This is a genomic window from Streptomyces sp. LBL, from assembly GCF_029893585.1.
GTDB lineage: Bacteria > Actinomycetota > Actinomycetes > Streptomycetales > Streptomycetaceae > Streptomyces.
In genome coordinates this window covers 107,152-124,091 of the sequence record NZ_JARXYX010000011.1, presented here as the reverse complement: position 1 = coordinate 124,091, position 16,940 = coordinate 107,152, and the positions used below count along the sequence as shown (strand labels likewise).

Sequence of the window (16,940 nt, the reverse complement as noted above, 5' to 3'; positions counted from 1 at the left end):
GCCCTTCCGGGGCGCGGGGCACCCCCACTTGAAGACACCGTTCAGCACCTTTCTTCGTACGCCTGTTGGTACGCCTGGTGAGAAAGGCACCGTCGTGTCCCTCACCCGCAGACAGGTCACCACCGCGTAACCCACCCCGGATCCGGAAGAGAGAGGCCCATAATGAACACACCGAGATGGCATGCCCATGTCACGAGTAGCGTCGTGGTGGGTTGCGCCGCCCTCGTGCTGACGGCCGTCGGCCCCGCCGCCCAGGCCCACCCCCGTCACCCGGCCCCGCCCCGTGACCCGGCCCGGCAGACCCTCGCCGCCCACGACGGCTGGGCCTCGTACGGGACGGGGACCACCGGCGGCGCCGCTGCCGACGCCGAGCACGTCTACACGGTGACGACCTGGGCCGGGTTCAAGGCCGCCCTCGCCGCCGGCGGCGGCGCGCCGAAGATCATCAAGGTGAAGGGGACGATCGACGCGGTCTCGGAGGGCTGCGCCGCGCTCGCCGCGCCGGGCTACGACTTCGACGCCTATCTGGCGAAGTACTCGCCCGAGAAGTGGGGCCTGGACACCGACCTGAGCGCCGAGCCCGCCGACAGCCCCGAGGGACTGCGCCGCGTCTCCGCCGCCGACCAGGACAAGACCGTCAAGGCCGACGTCCCCGCCAACACGACGATCATCGGGGTGGGCCGGAACGCCGGCTTCAAGGGCGCCAGCCTCCAGATCAAGGCCGTGGACAACGTCATCGTCCGCAACCTCACCTTCGAGAGCCCGGTCGACTGCTTCCCGCAGTGGGACCCGACGGACGGCTCCACCGGCAACTGGAACTCCGAGTACGACACCGCCGTGGTCTACGGCTCCACGCATGTGTGGCTGGACCACAACACGTTCACCGACGGCAGCCACCCCGACAGCGCGGCCCCGACCTACTTCGGGATGCTCTACCAGCAGCACGACGGCGAACTGGACATCGTCCGCGGCGCCGACCACGTCACCGCCTCCTGGAACGTCTTCACCGAGCACGACAAGACGATCCTGATCGGCAACAGCGACAGCGAGTCCACGGCGGTGGGCGACCGGGGGCACCTCAAGGTCACCTTCCACCACAACCTGTTCTCGCACCTGGTCGAGCGCGCGCCCCGGGTCCGCTTCGGGCAGGTCGACTCGTACAACAACCACTTCGTGGCGAACGGCGACTACGCCTACAGCTTCGGCATCGGCAAGGAGTCCCAACTCGTCGCCGAGCACAACGCGTTCACGCTGCCCGCCGGTGTCAGCGCGGCGAAGGCCCTCAAGAAGTGGAGCGAGGCGCCGGTCACCGCCGCCGACAACCAGGTCAACGGCAAGCCCGTCGACCTGATCGCCGTGCACAACGCGGAGATCCCCGGCGAGACCCTCCGGTCCGGCGCGGGCTGGACGCCGACCCTGCGCACCGAGGTCGACCGGACCAGGGCGGTCCCCGCGATCGTCGACCACGGCGCGGGCGCCGGCCGCCTGCGCTGACCCGCTCCCGAACCGGCCGGGGCGGATCCCACTCCGCCCCGGCCCCACCCCCTCGCGCGCGAGACCCTTGACGTGCGTGACGGGCGCCGCCGCCGCGGCGCCGTCACCCGGCTCGACTCCGTCCTCCGAGCTGGTCAGCCGGAACGCACGGGGCTCACCGACTCCAGCGTCGGCAGCACGGGCTTGATCGTGCCGTCCGCCGCGAACTCCATGCGGTCGATGGTCGTTTCGCGGTGCATGCCGTCGCCGCCCGGCCGGCCGGGACCGTTCAGGGCGAACCGGTGATAGACGACGTACCAGTCGTCGGTGCCCGGGACGTTCACCACGGAGTGGTGGCCGGTGCCGAGGATGCCGTGGTCGGGACGCTTGGACAGGATCGTCCCCCGCTTGGTCCACGGGCCGAGCGGGGACGGTCCACTCGCGTAGGCGACGTGGTAGTTCTCGCTGCGGGTGTCGTCCTCGGACCACATGAAGTAGTACGTGCCCTTCCGCTTGATCACGAAGGATCCCTCGCGGAAGTCGTCCGGGGTGATGTCCTTCACCTTCGTCGCGTCGAAGGAGACCATGTCGTCGTTCAGCGGCACCGCGTACCCGTGCCCGTTGCCCCAGTAGAGATACGACGTCCCGTCGTCGTCCGTGAACACCGCCGGGTCGATCATCTGGCCGCTCAGCGCACCGCCCTTCGCCACCAGGGGCTTGCCCAGCGCGTCCTTGAAGGGGCCGGCGGGGGAGTCCGCCACCGCCACGCCGATCTGCTGCTCGGCACAGAAGTAGAAGTAGTACGTGCCGTCGCGTTCGGCGATCGCCGGCGCCCACGCGTTCTTGTCCGCCCAGGCCACGTCCGGCCCGAGGTCCAGGATCACGCCGTGGTCCTTCCAGTGGACCAGGTCCTTCGACGAGTACGCCTTGAACCGCGTACCGCTCCAGCCCTGGAAACCGTCCGTCGTCGGATAGATCCAGTACTCGCCGTTCAGATAGTGCACATCGGGGTCGGCGTTGAGGCCGGGCAGGACGGGACTTCGGGTCACCGCCGCCTTGAGCGTCCAGGTGCGTTTCGTCCCGTCCGCGGCCGTCACGGTGTACGTCTGCGGCGTGCGGAAGTCCCGGCGGGTACCGGACCTGGGACTGACGGTCGCGCCCTCACCCACGTGGATCTTCGGAGCGAGGCCGCGCAGGTCCGCGTCGGGCTCCATCGGCAGCACCACCTTGGACGCGGCATCGGTGGTGATCGCGTACCCCTGCTGTCCCTTGGCCGTCGCGTCCACGACCGACGTGGGACTCACCGGGTACGCGGACAGCAGCCGGTCGTACTCCTTCTGGGTCACCGGCAGGACGGTGCCGTGCCGGGGGCTGGCGGGCAGTTGGTAGTCGGTGGACGGGGTCCACTTGCCCGAGTCGAGGTCGGTGGTCTCGAACGGGACGTAGCCGCGGCCGCCGTACTCGTCGATGAAGAGATACCACTTGTTCTCGGTGTTGGACTTGAAGACCGTCGGCCCCTCACCGCGTTCCATCGCACCGCTGCCGATGCAGTCCGCGACGGAGTCGTACGTCGTCGACGTCAGGCTTTTGGACTTCTGCCCGGTGATGAACTTGGCGCAGGGCGAGCTGGAGGTGGGGTCCCGCTCGTCCTTGGTGTACCGGTAGTAGGTGTCCTTGTCCTTCACGACCGTGGAGTCGATGACCGAGTAGCCCGGGTCGTTCCAGACCTTCGGCTCGCTGAGGGTGCGGAAGTCCTTGGTGGTCGCGTACAGCATCTTGTTGTACGTCGATCCCGTGTGACCGGGATCGTCGTCGGCGTACAGCTTCGACGCCCAGAAGACGACGTACTCACCGAGTGAGTCGTCCCAGTAGGCTTCCGGGGCCCAGGTGTTGCCCGCGCTGTCCGGGGAGACCTTCACCAGCCGCTGGTCGGTCCAGTGGACCAGATCCGTCGACTCCCACACCATGATCGACCTGCTGCCGTGCCGCTGGACGTCGTCCCAGCTGCCGCTGCTGTTCTGGTACATGCGCAGGTCGGTCGCGATCAGGTAGAACCTGTCCCCCTTGGGGGAGCGGATCACGAACGGGTCGCGCAGCCCCTTCTCCCCGGTCGTGGACGTCAGGACCGGCTTGCCCGCGTTGAGTTCACGCCAGTGCAGCGGGTCGTTGCCGCGGCTGAGGGCGTAGCGGATCTGCTCGCCGTCGGCGGTGCCCTCACCGGTGAAGTAGGCGAAGAGATACCCGGCGTACTGGGGTTGCTTCACGGGTGGTGCTCCTGACTGGGCGGTGCTGGGGGGTATCGCGAGGAGGGAGAGCAGAAGGGTGAGACAGGCGAGGAGCGCGGCTCGTAGGCGCATGGGCAATCCTGTCGGAGCGTGGGGGTTTCTGTTGAGTGTTGCGCCTCGGAGTGTCACCAGTGGGAATCCGCGCGTCAATCGGCGAGAGCGGGACGAGACCCGGCGAAAGTTTCGATCGTTCTCGCTCGGCCGCGGCGACTTCTTCCGGTCTCTTGAGGGATCGCCCTCGTCGCTTTGCTACGAGTCGCCCGCGGCGTCTTCCCCGTCGTCTTCCCCACCGTCTCCGTGAGCGGCGAAGTCGCCCGCCACGGCCAGCTGTTCGCCGCTCGCGGTGGCGGTGACCGAGTAGCCGTCGTTCGTCGCGTCCCGGCCGCCGCGGGTGTGGTCGTACTGGCCCGCGAACACCCACTCGCCCGGCCACACCGTACGGCCCGTCCTGAGCACCCAGGTGTAGACGAGGAAGCCGTCCCGCTCGGTGACCGTCGCCGTGAAGTCGCCCTCGGGAAGGGACCGCCAGGCGCCCGCCGAGCTGACCCCGCCGGTCTGCCTGACCTTCAGCTCGACCGTGAGCGCGGTGAGTTTCTCGGTGGTCTTGAGGGTGATGTCGCTCTGCGCCCAGAACTCGTTGCTGTGCGGGTCGACCGAACCGTCCGACCACAACGGGCCGTCCTCGGTGCCGGAGGCGGGCGGTGCCGCGGTCGCGGTGGACCTCGGGGACCGCGGGGGCGACGTGCTCGGCCTGCCGGTTTCCTGCGGGGAGCCCGGCGTTCCAGCCGTCCCCTTCGTCCCGTCCGTCCCGTCCGTCGGCTCCACCGGCCAAATGGGCGCCCCGGTCGTCGCGTCCGGTGCCGGGGCGGGAGGCGGCGACTTGGCGACCGTCTGCCGCGCGGGAGCCTTCTCCTTCACCGCCGAGGCGACCGCGTACCCGCCGACACCGAGCACACAGGCGACCGCGGCCGTGGCGCTCACCACCCGCACCCAGCCGAACACGGGCGGACGGGTCGCCCGGTCGTCGGTGCGGGTCTGCTCGGTCATACCGCGCTCGATCCGCGCCAGGATGCGCGCGGGGTCGGGCTCGTGGGCCCCGGCCGCCTCGTGCAGCCGGGCGCGCAGCTCGTCGTGCACGTCCCGCCGCATGGTCATCGGTTCCTTCCTCCGGCCTCACCGGTGCGTGCCATCGCCGCGTGCACCTGCCGCGGGACCGCCTGTGTTCCGAGCGACCGGTGCAGTTCGGCCATTCCCTTGGAGGTCTGGCTCTTCACCGTACCGACCGAGATGCCCAGGGCGAGCGCGGTGTCCTTCTCCGAGAGGTCGAAGGCGTGCCGCAGCACCACGCAGGCGCGTTTGCGGAACGGGAGTCTGCGTAACGCCTCCTGCACGTCGACCACGCCCGCCACGTCCGGGTTCTCGGTCTTCTCCTCGCGCTGCGACCAGAACAGCGCCACCCGCCGTCGCTCGCGGACCGCGCTGCGGATCCGGGTGCGGGCCAGATTGGCGACCACTCCACGCGCGTACGCCACCGGATGGTCGGCCGCGCGGACCCGGTCCCAGCGGTGCCATAACGCGAGGAGCGCGTCCGCCGCCAGGTCGTCGGCTGCGTCCGCCTCACCCGTCAGCAGATGGGCGAGTCGGGAGAGTTCGGCGTAGTGACGCTCGAAGAAGGCATGGAACTCCGCGGAGGCGGCGTCGTCGACGACTGTGCCCACGGGTGACCTCTCCTCACAGGGGCTCGGGCACCCACAGGGCGCCCGTGCGTGTCATGTGTCTGACATGTGATGACCCGGAGGGGTCCGGACGAGATCCGGAAGCGTAGCAGCGATGGCCGCATTGTTCGTACGGCTCTTCGAACATCGTGTGGCGGGCCGACCGGGTCGGCCCTGATGCCGTCACACGGAGAAAACGTCAATGACCCGACGGTGCCCTACCTCCCGAGCGCGGCCTCCATCACCGCCTTGGCCACCGGCGCGGCCAGCCCGTTGCCGCTGACCTCCGACCGTGCCGCGTTCGACTGCTCCACGAGAACCGCCACGGCGACCTCCTTGCCGTCGGCCTTTCCGTAGGACGTGAACCAGGCGTACGGCGTCTGGCTGTTGTTCTCGCCGTGCTGGGCCGTGCCCGTCTTGCCGCCCACCGTCGCGCCGGAGATCCGCGCGTTGGTCCCCGTGCCGTCCTCGACGACCGTCCGCATCGCCGACTGCAACTGCTCGGCGGTCGAGGAGCTGACGACCTCCGTGGTGTCGGTGGCGTCGTCGTAGTTCTCCAGAACGTCGTCACCACTGGTGGTGATCTCCGACACCATATGAGGCGAGACCAGCTTGCCGCCGTTGGCTATGGCGGCGGACACCATGGCCATCTGGAGTGGGGTGGCGGTGACATCGAACTGGCCGATGCCGGTGAGGGCCGTCTGCGCCTTGTCCATGTCCTTCGGGTAACCACTCTCGTACGCGCGCACCGGCACGTCCTGCGTCGCGTTGTCGAAGCCGAACTTCTCGGCCATCGCCCGGACCTTGCCCTGGCCCAGGTCGACGGCCATCTTCGCGAAGACGTTGTTGCAGGAGTACTCGAGCGCCACCCGGATCGTGGCGTTCTCACAGGGCGCCGACGGGTTCTCGTTCGACAGCACGTCGTTCGACAGCGGCAGTTTGTACGGGTTCGGGCTGGCCGTCCTCTCGTCCACCGACGAGTACAGCCCGTCCTCCAGCGCGGCCGCCGCCACGACCAGTTTGAACGTCGAGCCCGGCGGCAGCGGCTGGCGCAGCGCCCGGTTGGTCAGCGGCTTGTCCGCGTCCGTGGTGAGCTTCTGCCAGGCGGACCCGGCGGTGTTGGCGTCGGTCAGCTCCGTCGGGTCGTACGACGGCGTCGACACGATGGCGAGAATCCTGCCGGTGCTCGGGTCGATCGCGACGGCCGCGCCCTTCTTGTCACCGAGCGCGTCGTACGCCGCCTTCTGCACAGCGGGGTCGATCGTGGTCACCACGTTGCCCGGCTCGGCACGCTCGTTGGTGACCGTGTCCATGACGGTCTTCAGCCGGCTGTCCGTGCCGTTGAGGAGATCCTGGTAGATGCCCTCCAACTGGGTGGGCGCGTAGGCCTGCGAGGCGTAGCCCGTGACCGCCGCGTACAGCGGCCCGTCCGGGTACGTGCGTTTGTACGTGAGGTCGCTGCCCTTCGTCGCCGTGGAACCGGTGATCGACTTTCCGGCCACGATGATGTTCCCGAGCGGAGCCGCGTACGTCTCGATCGCGTTGCGCCGGTTGTCCTTGTCGTCCGCGAGCGCCTGGCCGTCGTAGAACTGCACCCAGGTCGCCCTCACCAGCAGGGCGAGCACCAGCAGCAGTGTGAAGACGGAGGCGCGCCTGATCGTCTTGTTCATGCCGCTGGGAAAGACGAACGGGGGCAAGCGGAACGTTCCCGCCCGTCGGGATTCTCACCGGGTGTTCATGAACACCCATCCGGGAAGGGACGGTTCAACCGTTCAGGACCAGCACGGCCTCGTCGATCTCCTCGCCCCGCGCGTTCGCGAATCCCCTGGCCCGTGCGGTGATCCGGAAGCCGCACTTCTCCAGGACACGCAGCGAGCCCTGGTTGTCGGCGGCCGCGCGGGCGTGCAGCGGGCGCTCGGGCACCTCGGCGAGCAGCCCGCGCAGGGCGGCGGTGGCCACGCCCCGCCCCCAGTACGCGCGGTCCACCCAGTACGTCACCTCGCGCTCGCCCGGCTCCCCGTACACCGCCGCGCTGCCCACCACGTCACCGTCGGCCAGCACGGTCCGCGCCACGTCGGCCGAGGACCGGATCCGTTTCCACCGGGCCTCGAAGGCGTCCCGGTCGGCGGGATCCGCCGGGCCGAAGGCCGCCATGCGGAGGGCCTCCGGGTCGTTCGTCTGCCGGAAGAAGACCGGCAGGTCGCTGTCGTGGACCGCGCGGAGTACGACCTCCATGGACTCAGAGCCTCCGGGTGGCGAGGGTGAGCCGGTCGCGGGCGTCGAACAGGGCGTCCTTCACCATCTGCTCGTGCGCGGGGGTCAGCCGGGCCACCGGCACGGAACAGCTGATCGCGTCGCGGGCGGGCGTCCGGTAGGGGATCGCCACGCCGAAGCAGCGCAGCCCCAGCGTGTTCTCCTCGCGGTCGACGGCGAAACCCTGGTCCCTGATCTGGTGAAGCTCCTCGATGAGCTTCTCCCGGTCGGTGATCGTGTGCTCGGTCAGCGCGGGCAAGGTCTCCGGGAGCATCTTGCGCACCTGCTCGTCGGAGTACGTGCTCAGCAGCGCCTTGCCGAGGGAGGTCGAGTGCGCGGGCAGCCGACGGCCGACCCGGGTGAAGGGGCGCAGGTAGTGCTGGGACTGGCGGGTGGCGAGGTAGACCACGTTGGTGCCGTCCAGACGGGCCAGGTGGATGGTCTCCGTGGTGTCGTCCGACAGCCGGTCCAGCGTCGGGCGGGCCGCCGCGACCACCTCGTCGCCGTCGATGTACGACGTTCCCACCAGCAGCGCCCGTACGCCGATGCCGTACCGTGTGCCTGTCGCGTCCGTCTCCACCCAGCCCAGCTCCACGAGCGTGCGCAGCAGCATGTACAGACTGGACTTGGGGTACCCGACGGCCTCCTGGACCGCCGCCAGGGAGTGCATGCCGGGGCGACCGGCGAAGTATTCGAGCAGTTCAACCGTCCGTACCGCGGACTTGACCTGCGCCCCGCCGCCTGTCTCGGCTGCCGACATCGCCCTTGACCCCTTCGTTCGACGGGAAATAGTCTCCAACAGCATATTCATCATCAGAGACAGCGTTCAGCATATCGAACGACCCTGGTGGATGACCCACATACTGCGGCATTACAGCGCTACACATACCTGGAGGGACCCTCGGTGGCAGCAGCACCAGTCTGGAGTGTCGACCCCCGTACCGGGAAGCAGCGTGAGCAGGTCGCGGTGGAGGCCACGGCCGAGGAGGTGGACGCCACCGTGCGCGCCGCCCACGCCGCACGCGGCTCCCTCGCCGACCGCACGGTGCGCTCGGCGTTCCTGCGCGCCGCCGCCGACGGCCTGGAGGCGTCCAAGGAACACCTCGTCGAGGCCGCCGACGCCGAGACCGCGCTCGGTCCGGTCCGGCTGACCGGCGAACTCGCCCGTACCTGCTACCAGCTGCGGGCCTTCGCGGACATCGTCGACGAGGGCGCCTTCCTCGACGTCGTCATCAACCACCCCGACGACACCGCGACCCCGCCCATCCCCGACCTGCGCCGCTACAAGGTGCCGCTGGGCGTCGTCGCCGTGTACTCGGCCTCCAACTTCCCCTTCGCCTTCTCGGTCGCCGGCGGTGACACCGCGAGCGCGCTGGCCGCGGGCTGCCCGGTCGTCGTCAAGTCCCACCCCGACCACCCGGGCCTGTCCGAGCTCGTGGCCTCCGTGCTGCGCCGGGCCGCCGTCACGCACGACATCCCCGAGGGAGTCGTCGGCCTCCTCCACGGCTTCGAGGCGGGCATCGAGCTGATCAAGCACCCGCTGGTCACCGCGGCGGGCTTCACCGGATCCATCCGGGGCGGGCGCGCGCTGTTCGACACCGCCGCCGCCCGGCCGGTGCCGATCCCGTTCCACGGCGAGCTGGGATCGCTGAACCCCGTCGTCGTCACCGAGGCCGCCGCCGCCGAGCGGGCCGAGGCGATCGGTGCGGGCCTCGCCGGGTCCATGACTCTGGGCGTCGGACAGTTCTGCGTGAAGCCGGGCCTGGTGCTGGTGCCGTCCGGCGCCGCCGGTGACGGCCTGGTCAAGTCACTCACGGACGCGGTCAGCGACACCGACGCGGGCGTCCTGCTCGACCACCGGATGCGGGACAACTTCATCGCGGGGGTCGCCGAGCGGACCGAGCTGCCCCACGTGGACTCGCCGGTGACGCCGGGCCCGGGCGGCGAGCACACGGTGAGCCCGGGCTTCCTGACGGTGCCGGCCGACAAGCTGACGCGGGAGGGCGCGTACGACCTGCTGCTGGAGGAGTGCTTCGGGCCGGTCACCGTCGTGGCCCGCTACGAGGACGACGCCGAGGTGAAGTCGGTGCTGTCGCGGCTGCCGGGAAACCTGACGGCGACCGTTCAGCTGTCCGCCGGGGAAGCGGCCGGGGAGGGGCGCGGGGCGGAGATCCTTCAGGAGCTGACCCCGCTCGCCGGGCGGGTGCTGGTGAACGGCTGGCCCACGGGTGTGGCGGTGGCCGCGGCTCAGCATCACGGGGGGCCGTACCCGGCCACGACGTCCACGTCGACGTCCGTCGGCGGTACGGCCATCGAGCGCTGGCTGCGGCCGGTGGCGTATCAGAACGCGCCGGAGGCCCTGCTGCCGCCGGAGCTGAAGGACGACAATCCGCTGGGGCTGCCTCGTCGGTTCGACGGGCTGCTGGAGCGATAGCGCCGTAGGGGTGAGGGCCATGGACGTCGACATTCCCGAACTGCCCTTCCCCCTCCGTACCTACGGACCCGAAGGCAACTGGTCCTACGAGGACGGAGTCCTCACCGGATGGGCCGGTCCTCGCCAGGACCGTTTCGTGACGCCCACCGGTGAGGCGCTGGACCCCGCCTCCGACGCACCCCGCCTCCTCGGCGCGCCCCTGGGGGACTTCCAGCTCGTCGCCCGCGTCCGGGTCGGGTTCGCCAAGGCGTTCGACGCAGGGGTGCTGTACGTCCATGTCGGGGAGCGGGCCTGGGCCAAGTTGTGTCTGGAGTACTCCCCGGACGTGCCCACCGTGTGCACGGTGGTCACCCGGGGCCACTCCGACGACGCCAACTCCTTCACCGTGGACGGCAGTTCGGTGTGGCTGCGGGTGAGCCGCACCGGGCGGGCCTTCGCCTTCCACGCCTCCCGGGACGGCGAGCGCTGGACCTTCGTCCGGCTCTTCACGCTCGGGGACGAGAAGGAGACCGGCGACGCCCTGGTCGGCTTCATGACGCAGTCGCCGATGGGGGAGGGATGCGTCGTGACGTACGACCACCTCGAGTTCAGGCCTCACTGGCCGGACGGCCTGCGAGACGGCAGCTGAGGGCGAAGGTCACCGACTTCGCCGGTGAGGCGGCGGCCGACGCCGGGGTGCTGCGGGACTACGCCGTAGTCACCCGGAGAACGACTGTGAGACGCGGGACCGGCCACGACCCCGACCGGGCTCTCCCGGTTTCATGCGGTTGCGGAGGTGCCGGCATCGGGGTGAGGCGCGTCGGTGTCCCGGTTCTGGATCTCTGTGGCGGCGCGGTGCAACTCGGCGAGGACGGTTCGGACGGCCCGTCGTGCGGTGCGTTCCGGTCGGTGGAGGACGTCGATGTGGCGTCGGGCGTGGACCGCGCCCAGCGGCCGTCGTCGGCTCGGCGTTGTTCCTGGCACCCGCCCTCATTCACCTGCCCGACCTGGCCCACAGCAGCGCCACCACCTGGTCGCAGCTGATCTGTCTCGCCCTGTTCTGCAGCGTGTTCGCTTTCCTCGCCCAGACGTGGGCCGTGCGACGCACCTCTGCCGGCCGGGCCGGCCTGCTGATGGGCACCGAGCCGATCTGGGCCGTCGCGATCGGGATCACGCTCGGCGGCGAACGGCTCACCGTGTGGGCCTCCCTCGGCGCCGTGCTCATGATCGTCGGAACGTACTGGGGCCAGGCCATCGAACGCACCCACCGCACTGCCACCGCCGAAACCGTTGAAGAGGACGGAACGTGTCCTGTCCTCGCCAGTTCTGGACCCCGGGAATGAATCCCGCTGCTTGAATGTTCAGGTATCGGGCGGAGGCAGGCTCCGTCTCCCGTACGACCTGGAGAGTGCCGAGACCATGCGCGTCGAGATCTGGACGGACATCGCCTGCCCCTGGTGCTACGTCGGAAAGGCCCGTTTCGACAAGGCGCTGGAGGCCTTCCCGCACCGCGACCAGGTCGAAGTGGTGCACCGGTCGTTCGAGTTGGACCCGGGCCGCGCCAAGGGCGATGTCCAGCCGGTGATCGACATGCTCACCAAGAAGTACGGCATGAGCGAGACGCAGGCCCTGGCCGGCGAGGAGAACCTGGGCGCGCAGGCCGCCGCCGAGGGCCTCGCCTACCGCACCCGGGACCGCGACCACGGCAACACCTTCGACATGCACCGCCTGCTCCACTTCGCCAAGGAGCAGGGCAGGCAGGACGAGCTGATCGAGATCCTCTACCGGGCCAACTTCGCCGAGGAGCGGTCCGTGTTCTCCGAGGGCGACGAGCGGCTGGTCGAGCTGGCCGTCGCGGCCGGCCTGGACGCCGACGCCGCCCGCACGGTCCTCGCCGACCCGACCGCGTACGCCGACGATGTCCGCGCCGACGAACGCGAGGCCGCCGAGCTCGGCGCGAACGGTGTGCCCTTCTTCGTCCTCGACCGCGCGTACGGCGTCTCCGGCGCCCAGCCCGCCGAGGTCTTCGCGCAGGCGCTGACCCGGGCGTGGGGCGAGCGGTCGCCGCTCCAGCTGATCGACGAGGGCGGCGCTCAGGCGTGCGGTCCGGACGGCTGCGCGGTGCCGCAGTCCTGAGCGACTGCGCAGGTCAGGGCGGACGTATAAGCGCTCCTTGGAGAAAACACGCAAAGGTACCCCATGGACCTGGAGCCGCCTGGGCTGCACAGTGGTTTCCATGGAGACCTTCGAGAGCCTCGTCCGTGCCGAGTTCGCCCCGAAGAACACCTATCTGAACACCGCGAGCACCGGGCTCATGCCGGCCCGGACCGTGGCCGCCATGCACACCGCCGTTCAGGCGTCGGCGGTCGGTCAGCCGACCGACATGTTCGCCGACGTCGAGGCGGCCCGGGCCGCGTTCGCGCGGCTGACGGGGGTTCCCGCCGACCGGGTGGCGGCCGGGGCCTCGGTCGCCGTCCACAGCGGCCTGGTCGCCGCCTCGCTGCCCGAGGGCGCCGAGGTACTGACCGCCGAGGCGGACTTCAGCTCCCTGGTGAACCCCTTCCACATCCGCCGCGACCTCAAGGTGCGCAGCGTGCCGCTGGAACACCTCGCCGAGTCGGTACGGCCCGGCACCGCGCTGGTCGCGGTCAGCGCCGCCCAGTCCGCGGACGGCCGGGTCGCCGACCTCGCCGCGATCCGGGCGGCGGCCCACGAGCACGGGGCGCGGACGTACGTCGACGCGTCCCAGGCCGCCGGATGGCTGGACTTCACGGCGGACGCCTACGACTACGTCTCCTCCGTCGCTTTCAAGTGGCTGCTGTGCCCGCGCGGCGTGGCCTTCCTGGTCGTTCCGGAGGACCTGGGCGGTCTCCCGTCCCTGTTCGCCGGCTGGGTGGCGGGGGAGCGTCCCTGGGACGCCTGCTACGGCCCGGTCGACGAACTCGCCCACTCCGCACGCCGGTTCGACGAGAGCCCGGCCCTGTTCTCCTACGCCGGTGCCCGTCACTCCCTCGCGCTGCTGGAGGAGCTGGGCGTGGACGCCGTACGCGCCCACGACCTCGCCCTGGCGGACCGCTTCCGCGACGGGCTGCACCGACTCGGCCACCAGCCGGTCCCGGCGCCCGGCTCCCCGATCGTCTCCGTCCCCGGACTCGGCCACCTCCAGGGCGAGTTGAGCGACGCCGGAGTCCAGGTCTCCGACCGCGCGGGCAACCTGCGCGCGGCCTTCCACCTCTACAACACACCCGCCGACGTCGACCGGCTGCTGAACACCCTGTCTTCCTGAGCCGGGGGAGGACGCCGTGGGAACACGCCGGAGCGGGCGGCGTCACCGGCGTGGCTGCTGCAGCTCGTACCGCCTGTGACACCGCCCGCTCCGGGGGCGACGCGCCTACTTCACCGGGGTGAAATCCCTCGCTCCGATGAACTCCGGCCGCCGTACCGGAGCCGCGAACGGCTCGACGGCCTTGTTCTCCACGCTGTTGAACACGATGAACACGTTGCTGCGCGGGAACGGCGTGATGTTGTCACCCGAGCCATGCATGGCGTTGCAGTCGAACCAGGTCGCCGAACCGGACGGGCCGGTGAACAACTTGATGCCGTACGCGGACGCCATCTTGGTCAGCGCCTCGTCCGAGGGTGTGCCCGCGTCCTGCATCTGCAGGGACTTCTTGTAGTTGTTCTTCGGTGTGGCCCCCGCGCAGCCGAGGAACGTCCGGTGCGACCCCGGCATGATCATGAGGCCGCCGTTGGTGTCGTAGTTCTCGGTGAGCGCGATCGACACGGACACGGTTCGCATGTTCGGCAGACCGTCCTCGGCGTGCCAGGTCTCGAAGTCGGAGTGCCAGTAGAAGCCGCCGGCGCCGAAGCCCGGCTTGACGTTGATCCGTGACTGGTGGACGTACACGTCCGAGCCGAGGATCTGCCGGGCCCGGTCGACGACCCGCTCGTCGCGCACCAGGTTCGCGAACACCTCGCTGATCCGGTGCACCTCGAAGACGGACCGGATCTCCTGCGACGTCGGCTCGACGATGGCGCGCTCGTCGGCGCGGATCGCGGGATCCGTGACGAGCCGCTCCAGCTCACGCTGGTACACGCCGATCTCGTCGGGGCCGATGAGCTGGTCGATGGCGAGGAAGCCGTCGCGCTCGAACGCCTGGAGGTCGGTGCCGGAGACCGGGCCGGCCGTGCCGGGCGGCGACCAGACGACCGGGTCCCGGCGAGGGATCGACACCTCGGTGGCGCCGCGGCTGGGGTAGAGATCCGGGACCGTGGTGCCGTGGGTGGCGGCGCTGGGCGTGGTGGTGGTCATGGTGACGTCACACCTCCTCGGGTTCGGTGAGCAGCGGGTAGACGCCGTTCTCGTCGTGGTCCTCCCGTCCGGTCACGGGCGGGTTGAAGACACAGATGCAGCGGAAGTCCTGCTTGATCCGCATCGTGTGCCGCTCGTGGCCGTCGAGCAGGTACATGGTCCCGGGCGTGATGGTGTACTTCTGCCCGGTCTCGTCGTCGGTGAGCTCGGCCTCACCCTCGACGCACACGACGGCCTCGATGTGGTTCGCGTACCACATCGACGTCTCCGTACCCGCGTACAGGGTCGTCTCGTGCAACGAGAAGCCGACCCGCTCCTTGGCGAGGACGATGCGTTTGCTCTCCCACGTGCCGGACGCGGACTTCACGTGCCGGTCGGTGCCTTCAATGTCCTTGAACGAACGGACGATCACGGTGCTGCGATGCCTCCTAGGTGGATGTACTGATTCGGGCCGCCGGGTGGCTGGCCGGCGGTCAGCCGGTCGACTGGTCAGCCGGTCGGCCGTCAGGCGGTCTCTCGGACGGCGCGGGCGAGGATGCTCAGCCCGGCGTCCAGTTCCTCGGGCGTGATGGTGAGTGCGGGGAGGAGCTTGACGACCTCGCTCTCCGGACCGGACGTCTCGATGAGCAGCCCGAGTTCGAAGGCGCGCTGCGCCACCCGTCCCGCGCGCTCCTTGTCGTGGAACTCCATACCCCACACCATGCCGCGGCCCCGGTACTCCCTGACGTCGGCGAGGTTCTCCTCGGTGATGGAGATGAACGCCTGCTCTACCTGCTCGCCGCGGGCACGGGTCTGCTTCTCCATCGCGGAGCCGTCCGCCCAGTACGCCTCCAGCGTGGCGGTGGCCGTGACGAAGGCGGGGTTGTTGCCGCGGAAGGTGCCGTTGTGCTCGCCCGGCTCCCAGATGTCCAGCTCGGGCTTGAACAGGCACAGCGACATGGGCATGCCGTAGCCGCTGATGGACTTGGACACGGTGACGATGTCCGGCGTGATCCCGGCCTCCTCGAAGGAGAAGAAGGCGCCCGTACGTCCGCAGCCCATCTGGATGTCGTCGACGATGAGCAGCATGTCCTGCCGCTCGCACAGCTCCTTCAGCGCGCGCAGCCACTCCGGGCGGGCCACGTTGATGCCGCCCTCGCCCTGCACGGTCTCCACGATCACCGCGGCGGGCTTGTTGAGCCCGGAGCCCTGGTCCTCGAGCAGCCGCTCGAACCACAGGAAGTCCGGGACCGTGCCCTCGAAGTAGTTGTCGAACGGCATCGGCGTCCCGTGCACGAGCGGGATGCCCGCACCGGCCCGCTTGAAGGCGTTCCCGGTCACGGCCAGGGAGCCCAGCGACATCCCGTGGAAGGCGTTGGTGAACGACACGATCGACTCGCGTCCCTTCACCTTCCGCGCCAGCTTCAGCGCGGCCTCCACGGCGTTGGTGCCGGTCGGGCCCGGGAACATGACCTTGTACGGCAGGTCACGCGGGCGCAGGACCAGGTTCTGGAAGGACTCCAGGAAGGCCCGCTTGGCGGTGGTCGACATGTCGAGCCCGTGCGTGACGCCGTCCCGCTCCAGGTAGTCGATCAGCGCCCGTTTCAGGACGGGGTTGTTGTGGCCGTAGTTCAGTGACCCGGCGCCGGCGAAGAAGTCGAGGTACTCGTGGCCGTCCTCGTCGTACATGCGGCTGCCCTGCGCACGGTCGAAGACGACGGGCCAGCCACGGCAGTAGCTGCGCACCTCGGACTCAACGGTCTCGAAGACGCTGAGGTCGGGCTGGGTGATGGTCACGCGAATCGCTCCTCGTTGCGGGGGGTGCAGAGGGAGTGGCAGGGGGGAATGGCGGGGGGAGTGGCAGGGAGTGATCAGGCAGCGGGGGCGAGAGACAGGGGCCCGATGCGGTAGAGCACTTCCGGGTCGTGTGTTCCCTCGGGGAACAGGCCCGCGTCGAACAGCACCTCGCGCTCCAGCCGGGCGCCGTGGCGCTCGGCGAACGACGTGAACAGGCGCTCCGAGGCGGTGTTGCCCGGGGTGATGGTGGTCTCGACGGTGGTCAGTCCGCGTTCGGCGGCGGTCCGCGCGGCCAGCCCGTCCAGCAGGGCGGCGGCGACTCCGCGGCCGCGCTGGGACGCGTCGACCGCCACCTGCCAGACGAGCAGGGTGTGGGGCTGGTCCGGGCGGACGTAGCCGGTGACGAAGCCGACCGGCTCGCCCTGTTCGTCGCGTGCGACGGCCGATGTGGCGGCGAAGTCGCGACACCACAGCAGATAGCTGTAGGACGAGTTCAGGTCGAGGACCTTCGAGTCCCGGGCCATCCGCCACAGCGCGGCGCCGTCCGCCACCGACGGACGGTCGATTTGCAGGTCTGCTTGTGCGGCAGTCATGCGAATTGAATTTACCGAGCTAAATAGAAAAATGCATCGCCGTCAGGGGTTACGTACGGGCGACGGCTGTGTTATCACGCGGGCGCGCACAGACACGCGAAAGTCGCCGGGTATGTCCCG

At 69.8% G+C, this 16,940-nt stretch carries 15 protein-coding genes and 1 pseudogene; 6 read left to right on the top strand and 10 right to left on the bottom strand.

From position 1 onward, the window contains the following. The first annotated feature begins 162 nt into the window (after positions 1–162). Positions 163–1,494, top strand: a complete 1,332-nt coding sequence (locus tag M2271_RS15770; RefSeq protein WP_280887828.1) for a polysaccharide lyase family 1 protein — start codon at positions 163–165, stop codon at positions 1,492–1,494. A gap of 134 nt (positions 1,495–1,628) precedes the next feature. Here the strand turns inward: M2271_RS15770 and M2271_RS15765 are convergent, their stop codons facing one another. The 6 genes from M2271_RS15765 to M2271_RS15740 form a co-directional block, all read right to left on the bottom strand. Beyond that, the gene (locus M2271_RS15765) at positions 1,629–3,830 is read right to left on the bottom strand and encodes a family 43 glycosylhydrolase (RefSeq protein ID WP_280887827.1); all 2,202 of its coding nucleotides are present in this window, start codon (positions 3,828–3,830) and stop codon (positions 1,629–1,631) included. A gap of 177 nt (positions 3,831–4,007) precedes the next feature. Next, complete coding sequence (locus tag M2271_RS15760; protein ID WP_280887826.1) at positions 4,008–4,913, bottom strand: hypothetical protein; 906 nt, start codon at positions 4,911–4,913, stop codon at positions 4,008–4,010. Further along, positions 4,910–5,476 carry a SigE family RNA polymerase sigma factor gene (locus M2271_RS15755; protein ID WP_280887825.1) on the bottom strand — a complete coding sequence of 189 codons (567 nt, stop codon included), beginning with the start codon at positions 5,474–5,476 and terminating at the stop codon, positions 4,910–4,912. Before M2271_RS15755 ends, M2271_RS15760 begins: the two co-directional genes overlap by 4 nt. Positions 5,477–5,691: 215 nt before the next feature. Continuing rightward, complete coding sequence (locus M2271_RS15750; RefSeq protein WP_280887824.1) at positions 5,692–7,143, bottom strand: penicillin-binding transpeptidase domain-containing protein; 1,452 nt, start codon at positions 7,141–7,143, stop codon at positions 5,692–5,694. Positions 7,144–7,237: 94 nt separating this feature from the next. After that, a complete protein-coding gene (locus M2271_RS15745) occupies positions 7,238–7,708 on the bottom strand; it encodes a GNAT family N-acetyltransferase (protein ID WP_280887823.1) in 471 nt (156 codons plus the stop codon). 4 nt (positions 7,709–7,712) lie between these two features. Continuing rightward, complete coding sequence (locus M2271_RS15740; protein ID WP_280887822.1) at positions 7,713–8,486, bottom strand: IclR family transcriptional regulator; 774 nt, start codon at positions 8,484–8,486, stop codon at positions 7,713–7,715. 144 nt (positions 8,487–8,630) lie between these two features. On the opposite strand from M2271_RS15740, the gene M2271_RS15735 reads away from it, so the two are divergent. The 5 genes and pseudogenes from M2271_RS15735 (at position 8,631) to M2271_RS15715 (ending at position 13,425) form a co-directional block, all read left to right on the top strand. Then, positions 8,631–10,160 (top strand): aldehyde dehydrogenase (NADP(+)), encoded by a 1,530-nt coding sequence (locus M2271_RS15735; protein ID WP_280887821.1) that lies wholly within the window; start codon positions 8,631–8,633, stop codon positions 10,158–10,160. A 19-nt stretch (positions 10,161–10,179) separates the two neighbouring features. After that, on the top strand, positions 10,180–10,788 hold the full coding sequence (locus tag M2271_RS15730; RefSeq protein WP_280887820.1) for a DUF1349 domain-containing protein: 609 nt from the start codon (positions 10,180–10,182) through the stop codon (positions 10,786–10,788). A gap of 307 nt (positions 10,789–11,095) precedes the next feature. After that, a pseudogene (locus tag M2271_RS15725) lies at positions 11,096–11,482 on the top strand (DMT family transporter); the annotation flags it as partial. A gap of 76 nt (positions 11,483–11,558) precedes the next feature. Further along, entirely contained in the window at positions 11,559–12,275 is a 717-nt protein-coding gene (locus M2271_RS15720) for a DsbA family oxidoreductase (RefSeq protein WP_280887930.1), read from the top strand. Positions 12,276–12,375: 100 nt separating this feature from the next. Beyond that, entirely contained in the window at positions 12,376–13,425 is a 1,050-nt protein-coding gene (locus M2271_RS15715; protein WP_280887819.1) for an aminotransferase class V-fold PLP-dependent enzyme, read from the top strand. 105 nt (positions 13,426–13,530) lie between these two features. Here the strand turns inward: M2271_RS15715 and thpD are convergent, their stop codons facing one another. The 4 genes from thpD to ectA all read right to left on the bottom strand — a co-directional run bounded on the left by thpD (position 13,531) and on the right by ectA (position 16,820). After that, entirely contained in the window at positions 13,531–14,451 is a 921-nt protein-coding gene (gene thpD, locus M2271_RS15710; protein ID WP_280887818.1) for an ectoine hydroxylase, read from the bottom strand. Between the two features lie 7 nt (positions 14,452–14,458). Continuing rightward, complete coding sequence (locus tag M2271_RS15705; protein WP_280887817.1) at positions 14,459–14,863, bottom strand: ectoine synthase; 405 nt, start codon at positions 14,861–14,863, stop codon at positions 14,459–14,461. 92 nt (positions 14,864–14,955) lie between these two features. Then, the gene (ectB, locus tag M2271_RS15700) at positions 14,956–16,227 is read right to left on the bottom strand and encodes a diaminobutyrate--2-oxoglutarate transaminase (protein ID WP_280887816.1); all 1,272 of its coding nucleotides are present in this window, start codon (positions 16,225–16,227) and stop codon (positions 14,956–14,958) included. A gap of 74 nt (positions 16,228–16,301) precedes the next feature. Next, positions 16,302–16,820: a diaminobutyrate acetyltransferase gene (gene ectA / locus M2271_RS15695; protein ID WP_280887815.1), complete on the bottom strand. Its 519-nt coding sequence runs from the start codon at positions 16,818–16,820 to the stop codon at positions 16,302–16,304. Positions 16,821–16,940: the final 120 nt, after the last annotated feature.